This window comes from Aeromonas sp. 600276, from assembly GCF_049175815.1.
Classification (GTDB): domain Bacteria; phylum Pseudomonadota; class Gammaproteobacteria; order Enterobacterales; family Aeromonadaceae; genus Aeromonas; species Aeromonas dhakensis.
On sequence record NZ_JAAKVU010000028.1, the window covers coordinates 11,534 to 36,433 of the forward strand.

The 24,900-nt window shown below is 60.7% G+C and carries 19 protein-coding genes; all 19 read right to left on the reverse strand.

The window, feature by feature from the left end; genetic code table 11:
* Positions 1 to 24: 24 nt before the first annotated feature.
* A complete protein-coding gene (gene tssM, locus G5134_RS20135; protein ID WP_065017903.1) occupies positions 25 to 3,510 on the reverse strand; it encodes a type VI secretion system membrane subunit TssM in 3,486 nt (1,161 codons plus the stop codon).
* 41 nt (positions 3,511 to 3,551) lie between these two features.
* Positions 3,552 to 4,997 carry a type VI secretion system protein TssA gene (gene tssA / locus G5134_RS20140; protein WP_065017908.1) on the reverse strand — a complete coding sequence of 482 codons (1,446 nt, stop codon included), beginning with the start codon at positions 4,995 to 4,997 and terminating at the stop codon, positions 3,552 to 3,554.
* Between the two features lie 8 nt (positions 4,998 to 5,005).
* Positions 5,006 to 5,611 carry a type VI secretion system-associated protein VasI gene (gene vasI / locus G5134_RS20145; protein WP_065017902.1) on the reverse strand — a complete coding sequence of 202 codons (606 nt, stop codon included), beginning with the start codon at positions 5,609 to 5,611 and terminating at the stop codon, positions 5,006 to 5,008.
* Positions 5,611 to 7,149 (reverse strand): sigma-54-dependent transcriptional regulator VasH, encoded by a 1,539-nt coding sequence (gene vasH, locus G5134_RS20150; RefSeq protein WP_065017901.1) that lies wholly within the window; start codon positions 7,147 to 7,149, stop codon positions 5,611 to 5,613. The genes vasI and vasH overlap by 1 nt, the downstream gene beginning before the upstream one ends.
* A 2-nt stretch (positions 7,150 to 7,151) precedes the next feature.
* Positions 7,152 to 9,794, reverse strand: coding sequence for a type VI secretion system ATPase TssH (gene tssH / locus G5134_RS20155; RefSeq protein ID WP_065017900.1), 2,643 nt, complete (start codon positions 9,792 to 9,794; stop codon positions 7,152 to 7,154).
* Positions 9,795 to 9,814: 20 nt separating this feature from the next.
* Positions 9,815 to 10,594 carry a type IVB secretion system protein IcmH/DotU gene (gene icmH, locus G5134_RS20160; RefSeq protein WP_017764291.1) on the reverse strand — a complete coding sequence of 260 codons (780 nt, stop codon included), beginning with the start codon at positions 10,592 to 10,594 and terminating at the stop codon, positions 9,815 to 9,817.
* 22 nt (positions 10,595 to 10,616) lie between these two features.
* The gene (gene tssK, locus G5134_RS20165; RefSeq protein WP_017764290.1) at positions 10,617 to 11,951 is read right to left on the reverse strand and encodes a type VI secretion system baseplate subunit TssK; all 1,335 of its coding nucleotides are present in this window, start codon (positions 11,949 to 11,951) and stop codon (positions 10,617 to 10,619) included.
* A 2-nt stretch (positions 11,952 to 11,953) separates the two neighbouring features.
* Positions 11,954 to 12,469, reverse strand: coding sequence for a type VI secretion system lipoprotein TssJ (gene tssJ, locus G5134_RS20170; RefSeq protein ID WP_065017899.1), 516 nt, complete (start codon positions 12,467 to 12,469; stop codon positions 11,954 to 11,956).
* Complete coding sequence (gene tagH, locus G5134_RS20175; RefSeq protein WP_065017898.1) at positions 12,469 to 13,749, reverse strand: type VI secretion system-associated FHA domain protein TagH; 1,281 nt, start codon at positions 13,747 to 13,749, stop codon at positions 12,469 to 12,471. Before tagH ends, tssJ begins: the two co-directional genes overlap by 1 nt.
* Positions 13,750 to 13,805: 56 nt before the next feature.
* The gene (gene tssG, locus G5134_RS20180) at positions 13,806 to 14,804 is read right to left on the reverse strand and encodes a type VI secretion system baseplate subunit TssG (RefSeq protein ID WP_010634231.1); all 999 of its coding nucleotides are present in this window, start codon (positions 14,802 to 14,804) and stop codon (positions 13,806 to 13,808) included.
* Entirely contained in the window at positions 14,768 to 16,534 is a 1,767-nt protein-coding gene (gene tssF, locus G5134_RS20185) for a type VI secretion system baseplate subunit TssF (protein WP_319906282.1), read from the reverse strand. Before tssF ends, tssG begins: the two co-directional genes overlap by 37 nt.
* A gap of 3 nt (positions 16,535 to 16,537) precedes the next feature.
* Positions 16,538 to 16,969: a type VI secretion system baseplate subunit TssE gene (gene tssE / locus G5134_RS20190; RefSeq protein ID WP_010634233.1), complete on the reverse strand. Its 432-nt coding sequence runs from the start codon at positions 16,967 to 16,969 to the stop codon at positions 16,538 to 16,540.
* 6 nt (positions 16,970 to 16,975) lie between these two features.
* The gene (gene tssC, locus G5134_RS20195; protein WP_017764288.1) at positions 16,976 to 18,454 is read right to left on the reverse strand and encodes a type VI secretion system contractile sheath large subunit; all 1,479 of its coding nucleotides are present in this window, start codon (positions 18,452 to 18,454) and stop codon (positions 16,976 to 16,978) included.
* A 38-nt stretch (positions 18,455 to 18,492) separates the two neighbouring features.
* Positions 18,493 to 18,996, reverse strand: a complete 504-nt coding sequence (tssB, locus tag G5134_RS20200) for a type VI secretion system contractile sheath small subunit (protein ID WP_010634235.1) — start codon at positions 18,994 to 18,996, stop codon at positions 18,493 to 18,495.
* Between the two features lie 656 nt (positions 18,997 to 19,652).
* Positions 19,653 to 21,026, reverse strand: coding sequence for an SEL1-like repeat protein (locus tag G5134_RS20205; RefSeq protein WP_065017907.1), 1,374 nt, complete (start codon positions 21,024 to 21,026; stop codon positions 19,653 to 19,655).
* 135 nt (positions 21,027 to 21,161) lie between these two features.
* Positions 21,162 to 21,707 carry a DUF6630 family protein gene (locus G5134_RS20210; RefSeq protein WP_065017896.1) on the reverse strand — a complete coding sequence of 182 codons (546 nt, stop codon included), beginning with the start codon at positions 21,705 to 21,707 and terminating at the stop codon, positions 21,162 to 21,164.
* Positions 21,708 to 21,830: 123 nt separating this feature from the next.
* Positions 21,831 to 22,820 (reverse strand): PoNi-like cognate immunity protein, encoded by a 990-nt coding sequence (locus G5134_RS20215; protein ID WP_082970067.1) that lies wholly within the window; start codon positions 22,818 to 22,820, stop codon positions 21,831 to 21,833.
* A 9-nt stretch (positions 22,821 to 22,829) separates the two neighbouring features.
* Positions 22,830 to 24,149: a type VI secretion system polymorphic nuclease effector gene (locus tag G5134_RS20220; protein WP_065017894.1), complete on the reverse strand. Its 1,320-nt coding sequence runs from the start codon at positions 24,147 to 24,149 to the stop codon at positions 22,830 to 22,832.
* A gap of 1 nt (position 24,150) precedes the next feature.
* Positions 24,151 to 24,900 (reverse strand): bacteriophage T4 gp5 trimerisation domain-containing protein (locus G5134_RS20225; protein WP_421232154.1); only part of this gene is annotated, 750 nt, incomplete at its 5' end.

The window sequence follows — 24,900 nt, forward strand, 5'->3', positions numbered from 1 at the left end:
GGGCACAACGTGCCCCCGACGCGATCAATAGAGGGATTCGGGCAGTCTGAACTGGCTGAACAGGCCACCGGTGAAGGGGTTTTGCGCGCTGTCGGTGTAGACGCGATAGGTCATGGCCCCCTGATCCACCGGGAAGCGCACATCGAAGGTGGCATCATTGACCTGGGTCAACTCCCCCTTGTCCATCAGACGGAACATGGCCCAGGGGCCGACGAAGCCTTCGCTGCGCGGTGAACGCTCGCGGGCGGCCGGCACCAGGGTGATCTTGCTCTCGGCCCCGTCGCGCATGGTGTTGGGCCACACCAGCGGGATCTTGGTGCGACGACCGTGGGCATATTCCAACAGCTGGCCGTCCAGGTTCAGCACGCTGCGCCGCTTGTTTGCGGTGAGCTCGATGGGCTCGAGGGCGAACTGCACCTCCAGATTGCCCTGCTGGCTGAAGAAGATCTGGCGGATGCGGGCCGCACGGTCCAGCTGCTTGACCAGCTCGGCCTGGATGGGCGAGCTGAACTCCCCTTCCATCAGGCCGCTCTCCACCATGGGTTTGAGGTTGACCTGATAGAAGCTGTCCAGCGTCCCACCCGGCGCAAAGAAGCGCTCCATCTCGGAGAGGGGCACGTCCTTGTTCGAGCTCGGGTCAAACGGATAACGACCGGCCAGCTGGCTGTTGAAGGGGGCCAGCACCTTGTCCTGCCACTCCTGATTGAGAGAGGACATGGCCAGGTCGATCACCAGTCGCGAGCTCTGCTCGGAGAGCTGACCCACCCAGCGATCGAGCGGGGCCGGCAGGCTGCGGGCATATTGCTGCAGCGCGAACACCGGATCGGCGTACTTGTTGGTCATGCGCAGTTGCACCGCTTTCAAGGCAGACTGGCCCGGCTCGGTGGCGTTGACGATGAGCTCCAGGTAGTGCTGCAGCTCCACCAGCTTCTGGTTGACCTCGGAGATGAGCGGCCCCTGCTCGCCGCGACCGCTGAGCGCCGCGTTGGTGGCCATGAAGGGACGACCGATGCGGGCGCTGATGGCCTGGGCCGGGTCCCCTTCCACATCGGAGATCTTGCGAATGCGGGTGTTGTCATCCAGCGAGGCCAGCACCCGCTGGAACGGCTGATCGTTGCCGGTGATGGCGGCGAGCACGTCCAGCGCCTGCTCCGGGCTCTCCAGGGTTTGCACATCCAGATTGGTCAGCAGTTTTTGCCACTGGTTGACGTAATCGGTGACGTAACGGTCGTTGACCTGACGGGTGATCTCCTTGCGATCCGCCTCGCTCAGCTGGCTCAGCTTGCGCTGGCCCAGCACCCAGGCATCCATCGCGGTGAGATCGATGAGGGCCTTGTCTTGTTTGAGGAAGAAGTCGTTGAAACCGGGCCAGGTGAGCAGCCGCGGCACCTGGCCGGCGTTGTCGCTGCGCAGGGCAAACACGGTGTCGAAGGTGGGGCCCACCTCGTCACGCACATTGAGATCCGGCGGCAGTACCTCGTCCGCCTTCACCACCAGGTTCTGGTAGACCCGCTGATACATGGGCAGCTTGCCAAGCTCGCGCTGGGCACCGTAGACCGGCTCCTTGAACGGCACGAAGGCGGTGATGGCGGCCTGATCCCGCTCAGCCCTGGCGCCATACCAGTTGGTGTGGTCGAGGGCATAGTCCAGGTGCCCCATCAGCTGCTCCTGCACCGCACCCTGCCCCGGGAAGGCCTTCTGCCAACGGCTCGCCATGTACTGCGCCACCAGCTCCTTGTTGCGACCGGACGCATCATCCAGCATCCGCATCACCCGCAAAATGGCGAGCTTCTCTTCGCTGCCGGCAGGCGCCTGGTTGAGATCGGCCAGCAATCCCTGCATCTGGGCCGGCAGGAAGCGCAGGCTCAACAGTTGCAGGTAGGAACCCTCCACATAAGGACCAATCTCGTCCCCCTGGTAGAGGCCGAGGTCGGCCACCAGCGGCATCCGCTCACGGTAGTTGCCAAAGGAGAGGGTCGCCTCGCGAATGAGGTTGAGGCGCGGCAGCTGACTCACCCCGAAGGCGTGGGCATCGGCCACCTCGTTGGTCTCCATGAAAGCCTGGGCCTTGGTCAGTACGTTGCGGCCCGCCTCCTCGTTGACCCGGTAGAAGTAGTGCCAGCCACCGATGAGGGCTGCCGAGAAGAGCGACAGGCAGCTGAGGCCGATGGCCATGCGGCGCCGGCGATAGAGGGTGTGCAGCCGGTTCTCGCCGGCCAGATGGGCCTCCGGGAAGATGATGGAAGAGAACAGCTGGCGCACGAAATAGGTGTTGGACTCCCCGCGCAGGGCCGAGTGGATGGGCTCTGGCAGGTTGTAGCGGCGGGAGGCCGCCTGGGCAAACGCATCGAACGGTACCCCTTGCTGATAAACGGAGCTGACATAGACCCCGCGCACCAACAGCGGCTTGCTCTCCTCGATGGCCAGAGTCTCGGCCAGCAGGTTGGTCACGTAATCCTTGAGTCCCGCCAGCTGGCGCACGAACGAGAACAGCGCGTTGCGCTGGGCGGCATCGAGCCGGCTCAGCATCAGTTCGGGCAGATTCTGGTTGAGGTTGTCCACCCACTGATCCCAGAACAGGGCCAGATCCTGCTGCCAGTCGGCCCCCGGCTTGAAGGTCACCCCCAGCACGGCCTCGCGGGCCTCCTTGTCGAGCTGCTGGTAGATCACGTCAAAGCCGCGTAGCAGATCAAGCTTGGTGAAGGTGACATAGAGCGGCAACCGGGTATTCATGGTGGCCGACACCTCCTGCAGGCGCGAGCGCATCAGCTGGGCATAAGCCTTGCGTTCAGCCACGCTGGCGTGGGAGAGCCAGGCCAGATCCACGGTCAGCACCAGGCCGTTGAGGGGCTGGCGACGACGGTGTTCATTGAGCCAGCCAAGCAGGTGCAGCCAGAGCCGCTCATGTTTGCGCGCCTGCGGATCCAGTTCGGCTTCGCTCTGGGAGAGCAGCACCCCGGCGGGATCCAGCATCACCGCCTGTTCCCCCAGCCAGCAATCCACCAGCTGATCCTGTGCCACGTCGCGCAGTTCGGTATCGAGTCTCGGGTTGAGCTTGTTGGCCGGGTTGGCGCGGTGAATGAGGCTGCTCTTGCCGCTGCCGGGCAGGCCCAGTACCAGATACCAGGGCATGGCGTAGAGCGCACCCTTGCCCAGATGGGTATTCAACGCCTGCAGCCAGCGATCGAGGAACAGCGCCTGCCGGTCGATGAGCCCCTTGACCGGGTCCTGCTCCAGCACTACCTCGTGCTGACGCTCGGCCTTGAGCTGCTGCATCTTGCGCCACACCCGCCAGGAGACCACTCCCAGCAGCAGCCAGAGCCAGAGCAGGGTGAACACCACCCGCCCCCACAGCGGCTCGAACGGCTTGGCGCCGCGCAGCTCAAGACGAGGGCCCAGCCACCACACCAGGATGAGGGCGAGCCCCCAGAGCACAGCACCGAGCAGGGGCCAGGAGGGTTTCAATTTCGGCAGCTGTTGCCGCAGAAAAGTAAAAATGGTTTTGAACATAAAATGTGATCCAACTCCGACTCAATGACTCATTTCGGCACTTATTTCGACAACGGCGCCGCCAGGCTCTCCAGGCGGTTGACCAGCCCGGGCTCCCAGTGCGACAACCCGAGGCGACTGGCCTCTTGCCACAAGTGTTGATAGTGCTGGCGCGCAAGCGCCTCCATGCCTTCCTGCGCCAACAGCTCCGCCTGCACCAGCAAGGCGTGGAAGCGATCTCTTGGCTCTTTCAACTGCGCAATCCGCTCATCGAGCAGGGCGAGCGCCGCCGCAACCCCCTGCTCGCCGTGACGCTGGGCGACCTCCTCGGCCAACCCTGTTTCGCCACTGCCGGCACTGCCGCCCTTGGCCGGTTGCAGCCAGCGGCTGCACTCGGGGGAGAGAAACGGCGAGCCGTCGCTGAAGGCGAGCTCCCGCAGGGCCGGCAGGCGCTGCAGAAAAGTCCCGAGCTCCTCGGCGATCGCCTGGGCCACCGCTCCAAAGCCGAGTTTCTGGGCCACCTCGGCCGAGAGCCTGTGCCCCTCGAACCAGTAAGGCGCCAGGGTCAGGCTCTGCTCGATGCGCTGCCAGAGCCCCTGATCAGGGGCGTTCATGGCGGCGCGGTACTCATCCATCATGTCCGCCGACATGGGCGCCAGCGGGGTTTTATTGCCCGCCCCGCTCATGGGAACCGCCGTGATCCCGGCCCAGACGGCATGACGGCGCAGCCGATAGCCCACAGCCACCTCCGGCTGGCGCTCGATCAGGAGCTCCGCCACCTTGAGCTGAGTCTGGCGCCAGGCGCGATCGTTGGAACTGTCGACATCGACGCCGGCACTGCCGCCACCGCCGCTGAGCACCATGGCTCCGGCACCGCTGGCACTCGGCCCAGCCGAGGCCGGGGAGCCCGCTGCCGCAGCGCCGCTGCTCTGGGGCTGCCCGGCGGCATCAGCCTGCGCCTGTGCCACCTGCTGGCGCTGGGCCCGTTTCAACCCCATCACCAACGGGTCGAGCAGCTCTCCCTTGTCGGGACACTGCGCCAGCCAGACCCGCTCCAGTTGCTCGGCCTGGGCCAGCAACTGGGCCAGCTCGGCCGCCGAAGCGCTCTCGCAAATGCGCGGCAGGGCTCCTTCGAAGCGCTTGACGATCTGCACCATCAACCGCTGTTTCTGGCTGGCATTGCCGGGCCAGGCCAGCAGCCAGTAAGCCTGGATCCAGGCCTCCAGCAGGCTGATCGCCGCCCCCAGCGGGGTCGCCTTGGCCGGATGCTGCAGGCAGCGCAGCAGCTGGGCCAGCACCCGCATGTCCTTGGTGCGGCTCTCCAGCAAGCCGAGGCAGGCCTCGGCCACCGCATTGAGATCGACCTGGCTGTGAGCGAGGGAGCCCAGCTTGACCAGCTCGGTCTCCACATAGTCCCAGCGCGGCTCGTCGGCCAGCACGGCGCCTCTGATCTGTTCATCCGGCAGGCTGGTGAGCAGGCGTGCACACCAGGGGTGTTGATAGCTCATCTTCCCCCCTACCAACGGCACTGCTGACGCAGCGGTGCCAGCGCCTCTTTCAGGCCGCTCAAATCGACCCGCAAGAGGGCACCGTTGTCGGCCCGCACCTGCAGCTCGCGATGGCCCAGCCAGCGCTTGAGCTCTTCAATGGCGGGCAGACCGCGGCCATATTCCAGCAACAGACCCTGATCCCGAATAAACCAGCTCTGGGAGCCGGCACTCGGCTGACCATCCAGCGCGACCTGCACCTTCTCGCCGCTCCAGGGCTGATCCAGCCGCAGCCGGATATGGGTGATGCTGTCGACGCAGCCGATGGAGAGCGTCGCCCCACGCAGCGCCGGACGGGTCAGGGTTTCACTGCCACGCGCCTCATCGCTTTGCAGGAGGAAGGGGGCGCTCGCTGGCGTGCGGGCCTGCTCCTGGGCCCAGATGGCCTGCCAGGCCGCCGATTTGGGGGAATCCCCTTCGGTGGCACTGACCGCTCCATTGCCGATGGCGTCGTAGCAGGCGAGCCGCACCAGCGGCGAGGGCTCCTGCCGGCAGGCTTGCCAGCGCGCCATGTCCAGCGGTGCCTCGGCCGCACTGGTGGCCAGCAGCAGAGGCAATAGGGCGATGACGCTCATCAGTTCACCTCCAGTTTCTGGCACTTGTGATCCAGGGTGCGCTTGGGAATGTTGAGACTCTCGGCCACCAACATCCGGTTGCCGTGGAAGTGGCGCAGGCGCGCCTCGATGACGGAGGCCTCGTACTGCTGCATGGCCCGGCGCAGATCGCGGATGTGGTTGTAGTCATCCATGTAGCCGGGCAACTCGACGCAGACCCGCTCGCGCAGCTCTGGCGGCAACGCCTCCAGCCCCACCTCCTCCCCGGAGCGGGTATGGGCACAGGCCACCTCCAAGAGGTTTCGCAGCTCGCGCACGTTGCCGGGGAAGTCATAGGTCTGCAGCTGTTTCAAGAACTTGCGCTGCAAGCCGGCGAGCGTCTTGCCATCCTGAGCGGCAAACTGGGCCATGAAGTGCTGGCACAAGAGCGGCACATCCTCGATATGCTCGCGCAGGGGGGCGATCAGCAGCAGGCACTGGCAGAGACGGTGGTAGAGGTCGGCCCGAAACTGCCCCTCCTCCACATGACGGGTGAGCGGCTGATGGGTGGCGGCGATGAGGCGAAAATCGGAGTGATACTCCTGCTCGGCCCCGAGCGGCCGGTAACTGCGGGTTTCCAGCACCCGCAGCAGCTTGGCCTGCATGGCGGCGGGCATGTCGCCCACCTCGTCCAGAAACAGGGTACCGCCGTTGGCCTGAGCCACCAGCCCGGTCTTGTTGGCAAGGGCGCCGGAGAAGGCCCCCTTCTGGTAGCCGAACAGCTCGCTCTCGATGAGGTTTTCCGGAATGGCGGCGCAGTTGATGGCGACAAAGGGCTTGTTAGCGCGATCGGAGCACTGGTGCACCAGCCGTGCCACCACCTCCTTGCCACTGCCGGTCTCCCCCTGGATCAGTACGGTCAGCTTGTGCTGGCCAGCCTGATTGATCTGCTCGCGCAGCCCGCGGATCACCGCCGACTGACCGACCAGCTGATCGCCGAGCAGCTTCTCGTGCTGACGCAGCCGCTCCCCCTCTCCCTTCATCTGGCGCAGGGAGTCACGCAGTACCCCCTGATCCCGCCGGCTGCGACCGAGATCGCGAATGAGGGTGAGCTGGTTGCAAAAGACCTGGGAGAGTTGGGCCAGCTCGGGGCCGTCGGCCCAGGCACGCAGCACCTCCCCCTCATCCATCAGGGCCAGCACGGCAAACGGCTTGCCGTTGCCATCCAGCAGCGGATAGGCGTGCAGCCCGCACTGCTGGCCAAGGTCGGCCAGCAGTGCGCGAAAACCGGCGTGCTCGATGCGGGCACCGCCATAGAGGGAGTCCCAGGTACGGGATTGGGCCTTGTGCAGCACATAGGCAAGCGGGTGGGAAAAATCGTCCACCGCCAGCCCCAGCGCCACGTCCTTCCCCCTGACCCAGCCTTTGCATTCGAGCTGGCGGCCGCTCACATCCAGCATGCCGAGCAGCAGCCCCCTGGGCTGGAAGCTGGCATGGAGGGTCGAGCTCCACCAGTGGCACAGATGCGGCTCATCGCGCTGGGCGGTGAGGGCCAGGGCAAATGCGAGGGCTTGCTCCATACTCAAGCCCCCACCTCGGCCACGAACTGGTGATCGGCCACGGAAAAGTGGACGCGCTTGATAGGTTCACCGGCCGAGAGGCGCTGCAGCAGTTGCAGAGAGACCGGCGGCAGCAGGGCCCCATCGATGACGGATTCCAGCATCCGGGCGCCGTTCTCGCTGCGATTGGCCCGCAGCAGGATCTCCTCGGCCACCTCATCGTCCAGCACCACCTCGGCGCCGAAACGCTCCTTGAGCAACTTGACCAGCCGGTTGAGCTTGCCGCCGACGATCTGCACTAGCGTGTCGTGACCGAGCGGCAGATAGGGGATCACCTCCATCCGTGCCAGCAGCGCTGGCTTGAAGAAGGCGGCAAGCTCTGGATAGAGGGCATCGAGCAGCACGTCGGGCTGCTCGGCATGATCGACTATGGTCTGGAAACCGAGGTTGGAAGTGAGGAAGAAGACCACGTTCTTGCAGTCGATGATGCGCCCTTCCCCATCCGCCAGCTCGCCCTTGTCGAACGCCTGATAGAAGAGGTTGAGCACGTCCGGGTGGGCCTTCTCCACCTCGTCCAGCAGCACCACGGAATAGGGCTTCTGCCGAATAGCCTCGGTCAGCACGCCCCCCTCGCCGAAACCGACGTAGCCGGGCGGCGAGCCGATGAGGCGCGAGACGGTGTGCTTCTCCTGATACTCGGACATGTTGATGGTGGTCAGGTACTGGCGGCCACCGAACATCAGCTCGGCAATCTGCAGCACGGTTTCGGTCTTGCCGACCCCGCTCGGCCCCACCAGCAGGAAGGCGCCGAGCGGCCGGCCGGGACGGCGCAGATCGGCGCGGGCGGTCAGCAGGTGCTTGTGCAGGTGGGCCACCGCCACATCCTGCCCCTTGATGAGCTCGCCGAGGTACTCCGGCAATCGGGTCACCACGTCCAGCTCTCCTTGCGAGATGCGATTGAGGGGCACCCCGGTCCACTCGGCGATGACGGCGGCAATCTGAGTCTTGTCGACGTGGGCGGAGACCAGCACTTCTCCTTGCTGCAGCTCGGCCAGTTCGCGCTCGAGGGTGGCCAGCTGCTCGGCAGCGGTCTGCGGATCGAGGGGCGCATCGGCGAGATCCAGCGCCTCTCTGGCCAGCATCTCATCCTGCTGATCAGCCAGCAGCGCCGCGCGCAGCTCGACTATCTGGTGCACCAGCCCCTGCTGCTGCTGCCAGCGGGCCTCCTGCTCGGCCAGCTCTTCACGGCAAGCCTGCTGAGCCCCCTGCAACTCGGCCAGGCGCTCTGCGTTGTCACCGAGGCCGATCAGGCTCTGGCGCTCCAGCTGGCGGATCTCCAGCTCGCGCTGGCGCAGCGCATTTTGCAGGTGGCTGACCGCGCGCGGCGGCGTGGTGAGATTGATGGCTACCCGGGCACAGGCGGTGTCAAGCACATCGATCGCCTTGTCCGGCAACTGACGGCCGGAGATATAGCGGGCGGAGAGCTGGGCGGCGGCCTGCAGCGCCTCCTCGTCGATCAGCACCCCGTGGGCCTTCTCGTAGATGCTGCGCAGGCCGCGCAGGATCACGGTGGCCTCGTCGGCATCGGGCTCACCGACTTTCACCAGCTGGAAGCGGCGCGACAGGGCCGCGTCTTTTTCAACGTATTTCTTGTACTCGCCCCAGGTGGTGGCGGCGATGGTGCGCAGCTCGCCCCGGGCCAGCGCCGGCTTGATGAGGTTGGAGACATCCAGCCCGCCGGCCTGGTTGCCGGCCCCGATCAGGGTGTGCGCCTCGTCGATGAAGAGGATGACCGGCTGCACGGCGTCCTTGACCTCCTGCATCACCCCCTTAAAGCGCTTCTCGAACTCCCCCTTGACCGAAGCGCCGGCCTGCATGGCGCCCAGATCCAAGGTCATCAGCTCGACCCCGCGCAGCTTCTCGGGCACCTGACCCGCCACCATGCGCAGGGCCAGCCCCTCGATGAGGGCGCTCTTGCCGACACCGGCCTCCCCCACGACTATGGGGTTGTTCTTGCGACGACGGGAGAGAATGTCGATCATCAGGTCGATTTCGTGATCCCGGCAGAGCACGGGATCCAGGCTGCCCTGGCGGGCCTGTTCGGTCACGTTGACGGTGAAGCGGGCCAACAGGCTGGCATCGGCCGGCAGCGCGGCCTGGGCCGTCTTGCCGCCGGGGGTCGTGGTGACTTGCGTCTCGGCGGACTCCTTGACCCACTCGTCAAACTGCTGGCGCAGCAGCTCGCGATTGACCTTGGCAAGCAGGCGGGTCACCGAGCCCGGCAGATAACGCTGCGGGGTCATCAGCAGCACCAGCAGCATGACTCCGCTGCGCAGCTGGGCGTGTTGCAGCTCGGCAGAGGCGAGCAACCAGCTGTCTTGCAGCCACTCCACCAGCATGGGTGAGAAGGAGGGGTAACCCTGGCCATAACCGTTGTCAGCTGGCGAGGGTTGCAGCAGGGCCTTCAGCTCTTCAACGTCGACCTCGGCCATCTTCAAAATTTGGCGCACGTCGCTCAGCGGGGTTTCCAGCATCTTGAGCAGCAGGTGCTCGATGCGGATCTCGGCTCCTTGGTGATTGACACAGAGGGCCGCGGCCTCCTCCAGCATGTGACGGCAGATGGGGTTGAGTCTTTCCACCAGTACCGGTAGCTCTATACGAATCAAGGCGTGCTCTCCTTAAGTATTTATTTTAATAATTCGCCCAGTTGACGCAGTACGTCCTGGGTCTGGTTATTGAGTTGGTGGTGATAGAGGCCGAAGATCAGCGCCAGGATCAACGCCCCGCCCATGAACAGGCTGCGCAGGGAAACCTGCTTGCGCAACTGATAGCGGGAGGCCTGCTGCCCCAGATCGAGGTGAAACACGCTGGGTGCCTCGCCACCAGCCTCGGGGGCCAACTGCTTGTGCAGCTGGCGCACGATGCGTTCGAACTCTTCCCGCCCCTGGCTCATCACCTTGTAGCGCCCCTCGAAGCCGAGGCAGAGGCACAGGTAGATGAACTCCAAGATGTCGCGGTAGCGCACCGGGTCTTCCTGCAGACGGGCCAGCAGCACGAACACCTTCTCGCCGCCCCAGGTCTCGTTGTGGAAGCGGGCCAGCAGGGAGTGCTGGGACCATTCGCTCTGGCTGCCCCAGTCGCGCCCCATCACGGCCTCGTCGATGAAGGTGCAGAGGATGTAGCGAAACGACAGCACCACCCCGTTCTCGTAACCCTGGGCCATCAGCTCCTGTTCGATGGCCTGGATCTCGGTCACCACACGCTGGTAGAGCTCGGGCACCTGGTCATAGCGCGACAACAGGCGCACCCGCTGCACCAGCCCCAGCAAGGGGGTCACCGCGTCGATCATCGGGTTGATGCTCTGGCCGCGCAGGCGGAACCAGTAGTCCGAATCCATGTCCAGCTGCTCGGCATGATCGAACAGCAGGTCGCTGAGTTGCTCGTTCTTGATAATGTCCGTGGTCATCTCTGCTTATTCCTTGGTGCGATCACTGGCTGCGAATGGCCCAGAGCTGCATGTCGAGCTCGGGGAAGTCGCCGGCAATGTGGAAGGCGAGGGTGTTGCTGACCGCCAGCATCTGCCAGGCCGGGCTCTGCCGGTCGAGCTGGAAGTAGCTGTAACCGGCGTGATAGGGCAGCTGGCGCGGCGCCACCGGCAGCGGCAGCAGCGGGATCCCGGGCAGTTGCAGGCTGATGAGCTCGCGGATCTTGTCGCTGGAGGCCACCTTGGTCTGCTGCAGCAACTGCTTGCGCAGCTGTTCTTGCGGCATGCGGGCACGCACCGCCAGCACGAAGTCGGCGCTTTTCATCAGCTCGCTCTCGTTCACCATGGCCACCATGATGCCGTACTGGTGCTTGCGCAGCTGGATGGAGACGGCGCGCGGCGACAGCACGGTGCTGAGCGCCTGGCGCAGGGCCAGCATCACCGGCTCGAAGCTCACCTGCTGATCGTCGTGGCGATAGGCGGGAAACTCCGGCGGCAGGCGGGATTCGTCGGTAAAGGTCATCAGCTCACCACACAGCTGCACCAGTGATTCGTGCAACCGCTCCGGGTGCAGGGTGCCCAGGCGCGCCAGATGGGAGAGCTGGGGCTGGGCCCGGTTCAGCAGCTGCAGCATCATGAACTCGGCCACGTCGGCCACCCCTTGCTGACCGGGCGCCGCGATGCGCTGGGAGAGGCTGCGGGCCCGCTCGGCCACGAGGCCGGCCGACTCGCCGAGGAAACGCTTGAGGGTCGGGATGGCGGAGACGCTGATACTGCAGGGCATGAAGTTGGGATCCAGCACCAGACCGCCGTCCGGACGCTTGTCCAGAATGCGGGCGATGGCGAGCGACGCGTAGGCGCTGCGATCTTCACGCTCCAGCATCAGCCGCAGGCTGACCCGCCCCACTTCGAGGGAGACCACGTCCCCCCCTTCGCTGTGCAGATCGCGCACGTCGTGGCGATGGGCCTGCAGCCGGGTAGCCACCTGGCCGCCCTGCCCCACCTCGTTGACGCCGCTTACCGAGAGCGGCAGCGCCAGATAGACCTTCTGGTTGGCCACCGAGGCATCGGTGATCTCCAGCGGGGTCGGCAGCATGTCGTCGTTGGGGATGTTGAACACGGTTCCGTCCGGCAGGATGCCGGTGGCCCCGACCAGGGCAATGCGACCAAAGCCCAGGTAATCCTCGTTGATGGCGAGCGACTGCAAGCCGTAGAAATAGTCGGACAGCGCGCTCAGGCGAGCGTGCAGTGCGTAGTCCGAATGCCTTTGTTGTTGCTGGAAGTGCTGGGGCTTGATGAAGAGCCCCTCACGCCAGATAACCCGATTTCGACTCGACATGGTTATTCTTCTTCTTTTTGCAGTTCCACTTCATCCAGGCGCAGGTGCACCAGGATTTGATAAGCCGCGCCCTTGCTCTTGATCTTGATGACCTTGCGCCACTCGGCGCTGTCCGGGTCGGCGTAGCGTGCGATCACGCCGATGTAACGGGTCTTCTCGTCGAGCTTGACGGGGGGCAGGTATTTGAACTGGCCCGGCAGCAGGGTGTAGTCCTGATGATCCAGGTAGTTCTTGCCAAGGGCCTTCTCGACATCTGCCGTCACCTGGTCGTAGTCGGTGGCAAGCAGCTTGGAATCCTCGGCCAACAGCACCACCTGAAACTCGATGGGCGCCGCCTCCCCGCTCTCGTTGGGGTTGACGTCAGGCTCCGCCAGCAGGCTCAGCCCCAGGGTGGAGGGTTGACTGTCATTGCTGCCCACCTGGATATCCGGGTTCATGGCGACGTCAGCCATCTTGCCCATGGTGGTACAGCCAGCCAGGGCCAGCAGAACCGCCCCCAGCATCAGCGCACGTATCATCAAATCAGTCCCTGTTGCTGACGAACGGCCTGGTCATAGGCCTGGGCATACACCTGGTGGAACAGCTTGTCGAACCCCTGCTGGCGGGCGGAGGTGAGCTCGCGGTAGTAGTGCTGGTACATGTTCCAGGCCCAGCCTTCATCGGCCATGCCCGGCGCACCGCTGCGGCGGTATTGTTCGAACCGGCCGATCAGCGCCTCGGGCGAGAAGGCTTGCAGAATGCTGTCCAGCGCCGCACCGATGGCCTGCTGGTTTGCCACGTGGTGGATGCGCACATTGTGCAGGCTCTCGGCCACCGCCGCCGGCGCACTCAGGTGGACCGGGCTCTTCTGCTCGGCAAACAGCACCGCCAGGGTCTCGTCATAGTCAAGGCCCAGGCGCAGCGGGTTGTCCTCGATGGGGCGCAGGTGCTTGTCCGCCAGCGCCGCCTGTTCGGTTTGCAGCTGCAGCAACCCCTCCACCATGGCCCGCACCGTCTTGCCCATCTCTTCGAGCATGTCGTGGGCCTGCTGGGTGTCCTGCAGTTGCAAGGGCTGACCCAGGCCGCGCATCAGCGGAGTCAGGGCCACGTGATCGACGCCGTCCAGCGACAGCTGATAATCGGGGTGGTTCTCGATGCTGGGCATATCCAGAAATTCTTGGTTCATGGTGTTCTCGACAGCAGAAAAGGGGGCAAGGGGGGAAACGTCCACATCCGGCTGTGAACGCGGTGAAGCCTGCAGGCGACTATCCGCCAGCGGGCCATCCGTCGGCACGCCAGCTGTTGGCAAGCCATCCATCAACGAATTGGGGGTCCGGCGCTCCTGTTGCAGTGCCAGCAGGGGATCGGCCGCCAGGGTGCGCGGATCATCGGCCCGGGCTGCTGGCTCATCACCGGTCAGCCACTCGTCGAGCTGCTCGGTGGCACGATTGCCCAGCACCTGCTGCAGGCTCTGCTCCGGGGTGATGGCCCCCAGGTAGGCACGCAGCCGGAACGGGCCGACGATGAGCTCGTCCCCCTGCTCCAGATGCACTTTGCGGGCCCGCCCGATGGGTGAGGTGGCGCCATTGATATAGGTCTGGCCGCTCAGATCGCACAGGCAGAAGCGACCGTCGTTGAGCTCGATGCGGGCGTGGGCGGGCAGCACGGCCCCCAACCTGTCCCGCAGCAGCCAGTCATCCTGCTCGGAGGCGCCCAGGGTCCCCCCCATCTCGTCGAAGCGGTACTGCACCTGCTGGCTGCCGTCGAGCTGTTCGCTGTTGAGCACCACCAGGGAAAGTTGCTGGTTAAAATCGTCCACGGTTACTCCTGCACTGATCTCTGTACTTAAATGTTCTGCGCAGCGTATTTCTGCGCTTATTCCTGCACACAAATGGTCACGAACGGATCGCTCGGCGGCTGGCCGAGAAAGGTACTCCACCCCAGACGGGCACTCTGCTCTTCACCGAGTCTCAGTCCCCTCGCCTGCTCCTGGCCGAAACCCAGCCGCAGATCCCAGGCCAGCTGATCGCGCAGGATGAAGGAGACGAAGGTAACCAGGGCATGGAAGTGCTCCCCGTTCGGCAGAAACCCGAGAAACTGGCCAAAACTCAGGTTGTTGATCTTCAACAAGAACTTGCCGGCACAGTCGTTCACCTTGTCGCCGATGACAAAGTCATCCCCCAGGGTGGAGCCAGCCCCGCCGAGGCGGTTCTGCTGATCCTGATGAATAGGCACCTTGCGCCACTGCCAGGCGCTCACCTCCACGTCCGCCAGATCGAAACAGTGGGCCACCAGACCAGCCACCACCTCGGGGGAGCGGCTGGGGCTGGCCAGCATGCCCGCATAGGAGAGCATCTTGGCCCGGTTGACCGGCAGGCTCTGGCAGACCGCCTCGTTGCCAAGCCCCACCAGGGCGAACATCAGGCGGGAGAAACCATCCTCGCCGTTGTCCTGAAACCGGACGTGGTAGCGATACTTGCGCCAGATCCGGTGCAGCAGGGTCAGCAGACGGTGATGGAAGAAGTCCAGGAACAGGCCGAGCTTCTGCTCCCCCTGGGCGTACTCCCATGCCAACGAGTCGAGGTAATAGCCGGGCATCGGCGACTGGCTGCCATGCAGGCCGAGAAAAGCCACCTCCAGCTCGTGGCGGCCCTGTCCGTCCCGGCCAATCTGCAACACGTCGCTGGTAGGAAACCCCAGGGACGCGGTCGCCTTGAAACGGATGTTCTCGTCACCGGGCAGGTAGTCGAGCCCCCGCTCCTGATCGGCACCATCCAGCCGGTTGAGCAGCTCAACCAGCTGGAAGAAGTTGAAGCGGGGCGCGTCCTTGCCGGACGTCACATCAGGGAGTGCTGACCGATCTGGACTGGCCACTGATAGCGCTCCTTGTTGTCGAGATTGACCACCTCAAGCAGGTGGAAGGCGTTGACGCTGGCGTACAGCGAGAAGAAGTGGGCCAGCACGGTGCTAAACAGATAGAGCTCCCCTTCGCTGCCAAAGGCGGACTGGCGGATGGAAAGCACCGACTTGAGCCCCCGCACCGGCATGCCGCGCACCAGCCGGTCCACCGGCTTGGTTTCGATCTCCTCGATCCCCGCCAGCCGTTTGCGCGAGGCCTGCTCTGCCTGCTTGTCGTGCAGCGCCGGAAAGTCGTAGGTGCGCAGCACCTGCACCAGGGCATCGCGGCGCAACAAGGAGACATAGTTGAGCGACAGGTTGGAGATCAGCGTCCAGTGCAGACTGCCGTCCAGCGCCGGGCGCAGCGGCCGGGTCGGCCGGATCAGGTTGCGGAAAGTGGCAAATGAGGGTGAACTGCCGGTCGGCACGCAGACGCTGCCCACCTTGAGGCGGGCGGCGCGGGAGCGGTTGGTACAGGTGAGCGTCACCGAGATGGATTCATCCAGTTCGACCGTGGTGGTTTCATCCCCGCGCACGAATGAGAGGCTGTGCTCGAAACCATCCCCGCTCACCGCCTCCTTGACCCGCACCCGGTAGTAGAGCGCCAGCCGCTGCTTGGCCCGCTCGATCTGGTGCTGGAAGCTCTCGAATGGCTGATAGATGCGCGGCGTGCCGCGGGAGCGGCCGAGGTTCCCCTCGACCCAGCCTTCCACCTGGTCCACCGAGAAGATCTCGAAGCTGTCGGCGTGGCGATAACTCGCCTTGAGGGGATACTCCGCCTGACGACCGTTGAGGTTGACCGGCTCGCTGTCGTGCTGGAACAGGTTGATGGCCGGCACGCAGTTGAGCATGAAGGAGTCGGGACGGATCTTGAGCTCCGCCGGCAGCGGCCGGTCGAAGCAGAAGTGCACCTTGAATTCGCTCACCGGCAACGGCTGTTTGGGCCAGTCGCCACCGGCGAGTTCGAAGAAGAGGAAACTTTCCGGGAAGCAGAAATACTCCTGCAGGATCCGGTAGCCGGAATAGACGTTGTTTGGATAGGGCAAGAGCGCATCACCGCGCTCGAAGCCGACCGGTTTGAGGGCCTTGGCCTCCTGACGAAAGCGCTTGCCGTCGATCTCAAGCTCGATATGGGAGAGCTGGTTGGAGAGCCAGAAGTAGAGCTCATAGGCGGTGTAGCTGTCGCCACCGAGGAAGAAGCGCAGCTTGTCCAGCTGCAACTCGCAAAGCGGCAGAGGGGCATGCAGGGCGATATCCAGCGAGATGGTGGAGAGATCGTTGCCGCTCTGGGCGGCAATATGACGGATATCGGCCGGATAGACCCAGGTATCGTGACAGGTCTGGAAATGACAGGTCACCTCGTCCAGGGGCAGGCTGTCGAGCTGGCAGCCTTGCCTGACCAGCGCCGGCTGGGCGATGGCCCCCGGAATGACCGAAAACTGCATGATGGTCATGCTGGGCACGGGACGCAGGTAGTTGGGCCAGAGCATGTTGAGCAGACCGTGGGTCAGCTCGGGAAACTCATCCTCAATCTTGGCGCGCAGGTTGCCCGTGAGGAAGGCGAATCCCTCCAGCAGGCGCTCCACGTCCGGATCGCTATTTTGCTCCGACAGAAAGCGGGTGAGCTCGGGATGGCTATCTGCAAATTCGCGCCCTTGCAGGCGCAAAAATGCCAGTTCATCCCTGAAGTAATGTTCCAGCGACATTGATCAGACCATGCGGTAGTGACGATGACTGTCCATATGGACGTTGAACGAGGTAACTTGCTCGATATGCTCCAGCCGCACGTGGGCCGTCACCTGAAACGACATCTCAAGCGGACTCGCCTGATGGTCGGGTGAACGGACATCCACATGCACGATCCGCGGTTCATAACGACGGATGCATTGCCGGATCGCCTCCCGGATCCGCCCCTTGATGTCGGCACTGCCCTGGGTGGCATCGTTGAAATCGATGACCCCGAGGTCAGGTGCGCTGCGACAATTGCCGGGACGGGTGTTGAGTACCTGTTCGAGCTGCCGTTTGACAGACGCGATCAGTTCCTCAGACTCCGTACGGGGGGAGGAGCCAAGCCCCTCCCCCCTGATGCGATCAAACAGGCTGGCCGCATTTCCTCTATCCCAGGAAGAGAGATGCGGCATCGGGCCTTATTCCTTGTCCAGACGACCTACCAGAGAGAGCTCGAAGCTCGCCCCCATGTACTTGAAGTGTGGGCGCACCGACATGGCAACCTGATACCAGCCCGGCTCCCCTTCCACGTCCAGCACCTTGATCTGGGCTGCACGCAGCGGGCGGCGACTGCGCACCTCTGCTGGCGGGTTTTCCTGGTCTGCAACAAACTGCCGGATCCAGCTGTTCAGCTCACGCTCCAGATCCTGACGTTCCTTCCAGGAGCCGATCTGCTCGCGCTGCAGCACTTTGATGTAGTGCGCCAAGCGGTTGATGATGAACATGTAAGGCAGCTGGGTACCCAGCTTGTAGTTGGTTTCCGCCTCCCGGCCTTCCTTGGTATTCGGGAATACCTTGGGTTTTTGCACCGAGTTAGCGGAGAAGAAGGCGGCGTTGTCGCTGTCTTTGCGCATGGTCAGGGTGATGAAGCCCTCTTCCGACAGCTCGTATTCACGACGATCGGTGATGAGCACCTCGGTCGGGATCTTCGCCTGCAGCTGACCCATGGCTTCATAGACGTGTACCGGCAGATCGTGGATGGCACCACCACTCTGCGGGCCTATGATGTTCGGGCACCAGCGATACTTGGCGAAACTGTCGGTCAGGGAGGTGCCCATCAGATAGGCGGTGTTGCCCCACAGATAGTGGTCGTGATCCGAGCTGATATCTTCCTGATAGTTGAAGCCCTTGATGGGGTTCTCGGTCGGATCGTAGGGCAGACGCGCCAGGAAGCGCGGTGCGGTCAGTCCCAGATAGCGGGCATCTTCCGATTCACGCAACGCACGCCACTTGGTGTAGGCCGGACCTTCGAAGACTGACTTGAGATCCTTGATGGAGGGCAGATCGGTAAAGCTGTCGACCCCGAAGAAAGCGGGTGCGACGGAAGAGATGAAGGGGGCGTGGGACATGGCCCCTACCGCGCTGACATACTGCATCAGCTTGATGTCGGGAGAGCTGTGGGTGAAGGCGTAATCACCGATCACGGCCCCCACCGGCTGGCCACCAAACTGGCCATATCCGCTGGAATAAACATGTTTGTAGAGACCGGACTGGGTGATTTCAGGTGAAAACTCGAAATCTTCCAGCAGCTCTTCCTTGGTGGCATGCAGCACCTGGATCTTGATGTTCTCGCGAAAATCGGTGCGATCAACCAAAAGCTTGAGGGAACGCCAGGAGGACTCCATCTCCTGCAGCTCCTTGGCATGCAGGATCACGTCCATCTGCTTGCCGAGCTTCTTGTCGAGCTCGACAATCATGCTGTCCACCAAGGCCTTGTTGACCGGACTGCTGGCAGTGCCGCTATCCAGGATGTTGGCAATCAGGGCAGCTACTCCCTGCTTGGCGACACTGTAACCCTCATCCACCGGGGTGATGCGAGCCTGCGCCATGATTTCGTCCAGCAAGGACGAGGAGGCTGCACTCGCCCCCGCTTGAACCTGTTCTTCGACCAAAGACATGTTTTTTCCTTTTCTCGTCAATCAATCCAACCCGGCGATCACTCGGCAGGTTTAATCAAATCCAGCTCTTTGAGCAGTTGCTCACGCGCTTCATCACTGGACAACAGCTCCTGCAAACGATTGCGGAAGGCGGGGATATTGCCGAGCGGCCCCTTCAAGGCAACCAGGGCCTCACGCAGCTCCAGCAGCTTGCGCAGCTCGGGCACCTGCTGGGCCACGCTGTCAGGGGTGAAGTCTTCCAGAGACTGGATCTTGATCGAAACCGGCAACTCGTCCTGGCAGTTTTCCTCCAGGCGATTGGGAACGGAAAAATTCAGTTCCAGTGCAGATTCTTTCATGACGGAAGAGAAATTATTCTTGTCGATGGAGACGGTCTGACGCTCCTCGATGGGGGTGTCTTCGGTGCGTCCCTTCATGTTGCCGACCACCATCATGGTCAAGGGAAGTTCTACTTCTCCCTGTTGACCTCCGGTCGACGGTACATATTTGATATTAATACGTTCCTTGGGTGCAACAGTGGCCCCATCAATATTTTTTCCCATGCTCTAAATACCAAGTTGTGGGTCTATCCAGACCCAAAAGCTTATAGCCGGTGGTTTAGCCAACAACTGTCAAAAATGACAGTTGACGCTATTGCCGGTTGGCAAGAGACCAATCCACTGGCCAACAGATATGCGTTCGACCAAAAAGAGCAACAGCTCTAATTATCAAAAGCACAATACCCACTTGTTTATTCATAACAACCCGAAGTGCCTCTACTCTATCGTTAGAGGTCATATTGGCTTAAATGCCATTTATAATTAATGGTATATTTATAGATGAGCCACCGTCAATGAAATATCCGTGAAAAAGAAATTGCAAAAATAAAAAACAAATAAAAACAATATGTTAGCAGCAATCATTTAAATCTTTAAAGGTGAGGACTGATATATTAACAAAAAACAAACTTATAACTTTCAACTGTTATCATACCCCATCACGCTAAACTCCATCTGTTATGCGTCAATTATTGACTGATTGAGTCAAGATAGTAATGCGCCAGGTTATGACGCGAGAAAGAAGAAAAGAATTGTTAATACATGAAAATATGATAAAGGTTGTTTCATCTACGCGACTAACAGATGAATAAGTTAATAAGAGTTCTGTTGTATCAACCTCACATGAAAAACGCTAACCCTCTAAAAAATAATACATTTGATCAGCCAGGCTGATGATAATTCTGACTAGATTGCTGCAAGAACCAATGCTGCGCCAATTTCTGTCCGACACTTTTCTCTTTTTCCGTCATGCCTTTCTCCAGCTCATCACGCGCTTTGGCTGACTCTTGATTACCCTCGGTTGCCGCCAACAGATACCATGCATAAGCATGCACTCTATTGCGTGGAGCTCCCAACCCCTGTTCACGCATGATCCCCATGCGATATTGGGCCAATCGGTGCCGGGCATTGGCCGCCAGCCGATACTGTTTGAGTGCTTGCGGGTAGTCTTCCTTGCCACCCAACCCGAGCCGCAGCATTTCGCCATAGGCGTAACGCGCATCGACATTGCCCTGTGCTGCCGCCAGTGCAAAATAGTGGCGAGCGGTCACCAGGTCCCCTTGCTCTTGCTGCCATTGAGCCAATGCAAACTGAGCCTGACTGAATCCCCCTTCTGCGGCACGCGTCAACCAATACTCTCGTTCTGCGGCACCATTCTGCTGCAAGCTCAATTGATATTCGGCCTCATGGGAGCCACTTCCTGCCGCCAGCTCCAGCCAATAGCGGCCAAGTGCAAGATCCTGGTGAACCTGTTTGCCGACCAGATAGGCTTGCCCCAACCACAGTTGGGCCGGCGCAGCACCGGCATTGGCTGCTCGCTGATAGAGGCTGAGAGCCTCTTCAGGTGGTGCCTTGCGTGCCAACACCAACAAGGCTTCCGGCTGCTGCTGAGCGGCGGCTTTCTCATACCAGCGCAGGGCAAGATCGGGGCGCTTGCTCACCCCTTTTCCCTGCTCATAGCGAGCTCCAAGCTGGAATTGGGCATCCCGATTGCCTTGTTCGGCGGCTTTCTCCAGCCATTTGACGGCTTCCTCATCGGATCCCGCCTGACCTGCATACCATTGTCCAAGTATCAACTGGGCACTCGCATGATCGCGCTTGGCCGCCTGCTCGAACCAGTCGAGACACTCATTGGCCAGCTTACCCTTGTGCTGTTGCCGACACTCCATCCCCAGCCGATAACTGGCATCCGGATTCCCCAACTTGGCCGAGCGCTGCCACCAGCCACTGGCCTGCTTGGGGCTCTTGGGCTCCCCCAGACCAGCCTGATACCAGTTCCCCACCTGCAGTGCAGCTTTGCCCCGCATGTCAGCATCTGCCGCCAGGGGGCCCGCCTGCTCGGCCGCCTGTTTCATCCAGCGCATCGCCTCGGGATAATCCGGCTTGGCCGCCAAACGATTGGCCAGCTCATATTGCGCCTTGCCTTGGCCCTGCTGAGCGGCTTGAATGAGATCGGATTCAGTCTGTGGCGTCGTAGTGGAACAGGCGGCGAGCCAATGGCTCACCAGTACCAAACATAATGTGCGGTATGTCATCGTTTGTATCTGCAAATAATGAAGATGGAAGGGTGGCTGCGTACATAATGCTTGCTTACAACCAGATAGACTTTCTATTGCTTATCAACTTTTAAATAGACCTTATTCTGGACATTCCCATGGTGCCCAATAATCTTATTGCTCGTTCACATGATCCAGCTTGACCATAGCCAAATCCAGCTTGCGCCCCTCGTTTAACAGTTTATCGAGAACATCCGTTCGACAAATAAACCCTGTATATTGATCTGCATCTATATCCCAAAGCACGACTTCATATCCTCGCGCTTGCAGCCATAAGTCATAAAGCACCAACAGGCGCCAAACCGATGTATCCTCACCCGGTTCGGAGCAAATAAAATGTTCCTTGATACCGTGAATATCCGCCAATGCGTTGCCCTGCAACTCAACTTCCTCAACGTCTCGCCAGTCAATATTGAGACACACCCAATGCTCATCAGAGTTGAATTCAACAAGTGCTGACACAATGCCACCCTGTAGCTCATCGGTATGGGTATTCATCAGCGCGTTCAATCTGCCGACTCTGATCTCTTCAGGCAGAGGGGATAGTAAAATTGATAGAAGCCATTTCTTTCTTCGTCTTTCGACATAGACCATGGGAATCAACAGGGGTGACAAGATAATGACGGATAGGAGCAGAAATAGTTTTTTTATCGCCTTCACCTTTCTTTCCCGATTTTTTCATACAGAGCCAAAGGGGCCAAGCAATACCACGGCAGCACCAAAACGATGTTCGGTTCGCGATGTATCGATCACGCAGACAATGCATGATCGATACACTGCGGACTACTCCTGTATCCAGAACAACATGTCATCCTTGTTGACATGAGATTGGGAAGGTAAGCGCTGCCCTTTGCGAAGCTGCCACTGCTCATCGGTCAGGTTGCAGCGCCAGTTGCCATCCTGCTCCACCACGGAACCCGGCATGGCAATGGGGTGTTGGACCACGCGCAATGCCTGCCATTTCTCTGCAATACCATTGGCTCTGGCATAATCGACCAGATCCTTGGGGTAATAACGCATGTCTCGATAGCTGCTGTCATCCAGCTCATAAAGCAGGGTGACCAGCGCCGCTTCAAAAGCCCAATAGCCAAAGTAGATAGCATGCTTTGCCTTGTGCCTGTCGTGCCAATAGCACTCTTTACACCCCTTGTACCATCCTTTGAGATATTGCTTGATGCTCGCCTGACGCTCAACCTTGGTGGGATTCACACCATCTCCCTTGATGGCATCGAATAGGGGACGATACACCTCGGGAATATAGGACTCTGGGCCTCGAGGAAAACCAGGATAGCCCAAGCGGGCCAACAGTACGCTCCACAGCGGGTCGTCGTCCCCTTCCGGATTCTTACTGATATAACGCACCAACTCGGGCAATATCTCATCCTGGCCATAGAGGATGATTAATGAGAGCATCCAGAGCAGATATTGATAGGCATCTTGCTCCCAGTAATAAAACTGTTCATCTGGAAACTCTTTTTTATGGCGTAAAAACTCTTTAGTGACGACGCCTAGCTGAGCAATAACCTCTTCATGAGAGACTCCGCCAGAATAAAGCAAGATCAGATGTTCAAGATTATCCATAAACATGCCCGCACTGGCACCAGAGCGAGTAGGCAATCCTGCTGGGTCACTCCAGCGTTCATGGTGAGGATCATTTATCCAACTCCACCACTCCTGGTCAAAATAGAGCGATTCTTTGTAGTCTTCTAGCTGAACCAAGAAGAAATCCTCAGATAATAGTGGATCTCGACGCTGCTCAATAAACGAACTCATTCTCTACTCCTACTTGACCGGGATAGTACCGATAGCATCGGCATTCTTATTCAACTTGGTGATCTGAATCACCTCACCAGACTCATCGACGATCATCAACCAAGATTCATATTTTTGTTTTCTGATATCCGCCAATAGCTTTTTATCTGCTATTTCATCCGGTAATCGCCTTTCTATCCACATATTGCTCATCTGCTTGCCCGACCCCTTGGTCATCGACAACAACTGGGTGCTCTTGGTGCCATCCCCGTCGATATACTCCCCCCCTGCCGTCCGAAACTTGGTCTCGGTCACCACGTAGGGAGGCGGAGGATTGGTGTTCTTGTAGATACCATCGATGCCCCGCCCTCTGGGCTTGTCATTCAGGCTACGTACCCGGCGATGTTCTGGCAACAGGTTCTCGAACTTGTGATTTGCCATCCAATTGTCGCTGATGATCTCGCCATAAATTCCTTTCTTCGAGCGGCTCAGGATCTTGAGCTCCACTTTGACCACATCATCCGGCAGCGGGTGGATAACGGTACCACCGGGCATGGCCTTGTAACCAGGGGCATGCTTGACCGCCTCTTTCTCCAATCCAGCGGCTATCTCATCGAGGGACTTGAGCACGGGCCCCATGGCGACAGGCAGCATCTGACCCGCCTGTGACTGCATCTGCAACACCAGACGCTGGGATTGCTCAAGCCAGATCCTGACTGAAGCAGGAGCCAATCCCTTTATCTTGCCGATCAAGCTGGTCAGCGACTTGACGGCATCGTTCAGATAACCCAGCAACACGCTGACCGCAATCTGTCCCCTCAACCCACGGATCTGACCGGCAAATTCTTTCAGCACCTTGTCGAGGCGCGAGATACCCAGCACTTTTTTGACCTTGGGATCACTGAGAAACGTCAGCACAGGCGCCATTGCAGGTCTGATCGCCTTGGTGGCATCCCCACCCGCCTTGCGGACAAACAGGAAGATGATTTTCAACACCCCCTTGAAGGCTGAACCCAGCGACGGGATCAGCCCTATCAGGGTAAAGCTTAAGAAAACCCACTTATCCGGCTGCTTGGGGTCACGGGAAATATCCCGGGCATTGGCAATCAGATCGCGACAATCCAGCACCTGGTCAACTACGGGAATAAGACCCAGCACCGCATTGGCGGCGATCTGTCCTGCGCTTTGATTGGGGTTGAAATCCCCCTGCAGGGCCTCCCAGATCCACTGCAAGCTGGAGGCAACCCCTTTTTTGACGGCCTCAGCACTTTGTTTGACATAGGCAGCCCCACCGGAAACAGCCTGATCCAGGTGGTCATAGAGCTGCTCAAACAGATCGTTACCGAACATATCAGCCCTCGTCGCTCAGACTGTCGAGATGGCCGGTGAGGGCCGAGATGGATTCACGGGGCAGATCGACAAAATTGTCCTGCAGGTCATAGGTCACTGAAGCGGTGCCAGCAGGCACATCCTCGAGCAGCGCCATGCCATCACCATCCAGCGTGCCTTCCCGCACCGACCCATCGCTCAATACGGCCTTGTAGGGAGTGCCCGCCAGCGGCATCAGCTCGGAGTCGAGGTGATAGAACTTCATCCAGTGCGTGTGAGGGCTATCCAACATACCCTCAATACTCTTGGGTACCTTGCCAGCCCAACCGGATCCAGAGCCTGCATTGCCACCCGAGTTCATCTTGATGGTGGGCCCCACCAGGGTGACCCCCCCGCCATCGACCTTGATAAAACAGCCGCCGACCTTGACGGTAATTTCAGAACCCGCTTCCAGCACCACCTTGGCACCGGCCTTGACGTGCACCTCCTGCCCCGCCTGGGTGAGCCAGCTGTCACCCAGTTTTTGGTGCATGGAGGCATCCACTGTCAGCGAGTAGTCAGCCTTGATATGATCCCGCTTCTCTCCTTCAACGGTCAGATGATCGTTGCCAAAACTGGGCGGAGCGCCATCCTCACCCGGCACTTTTCTGATGCGCTTGACCCGCTCGTTGTCGATGTCGGTGTGCTGGTCGTGTTTGATATGCCAGGCCGCATCGTTCTCTATCAACACGTTCAGATCTTTCTGACCGTGGATATAGATCTCTTCCTTGCC

Coding starts and splice junctions, on each gene's coding strand:
- tssM (WP_065017903.1), bottom strand. CDS start 3,510: ATGTTCAAAACCATTTTTACTTTTCTGCGGCAACAGCTGCCGAAATTG.
- tssA (WP_065017908.1), bottom strand. CDS start 4,997: ATGAGCTATCAACACCCCTGGTGTGCACGCCTGCTCACCAGCCTGCCG.
- vasI (WP_065017902.1), bottom strand. CDS start 5,611: ATGAGCGTCATCGCCCTATTGCCTCTGCTGCTGGCCACCAGTGCGGCC.
- vasH (WP_065017901.1), bottom strand. CDS start 7,149: ATGGAGCAAGCCCTCGCATTTGCCCTGGCCCTCACCGCCCAGCGCGAT.
- icmH (WP_017764291.1), bottom strand. CDS start 10,594: ATGACCACGGACATTATCAAGAACGAGCAACTCAGCGACCTGCTGTTC.
- tssK (WP_017764290.1), bottom strand. CDS start 11,951: ATGTCGAGTCGAAATCGGGTTATCTGGCGTGAGGGGCTCTTCATCAAG.
- tssJ (WP_065017899.1), bottom strand. CDS start 12,469: ATGATACGTGCGCTGATGCTGGGGGCGGTTCTGCTGGCCCTGGCTGGC.
- tssF (WP_319906282.1), bottom strand. CDS start 16,534: ATGTCGCTGGAACATTACTTCAGGGATGAACTGGCATTTTTGCGCCTG.
- tssE (WP_010634233.1), bottom strand. CDS start 16,969: ATGCCGCATCTCTCTTCCTGGGATAGAGGAAATGCGGCCAGCCTGTTT.
- tssC (WP_017764288.1), bottom strand. CDS start 18,454: ATGTCTTTGGTCGAAGAACAGGTTCAAGCGGGGGCGAGTGCAGCCTCC.
- tssB (WP_010634235.1), bottom strand. CDS start 18,996: ATGGGAAAAAATATTGATGGGGCCACTGTTGCACCCAAGGAACGTATT.
- G5134_RS20205 (WP_065017907.1), bottom strand. CDS start 21,026: ATGACATACCGCACATTATGTTTGGTACTGGTGAGCCATTGGCTCGCC.
- G5134_RS20215 (WP_082970067.1), bottom strand. CDS start 22,820: ATGAGTTCGTTTATTGAGCAGCGTCGAGATCCACTATTATCTGAGGAT.
- G5134_RS20220 (WP_065017894.1), bottom strand. CDS start 24,149: ATGTTCGGTAACGATCTGTTTGAGCAGCTCTATGACCACCTGGATCAG.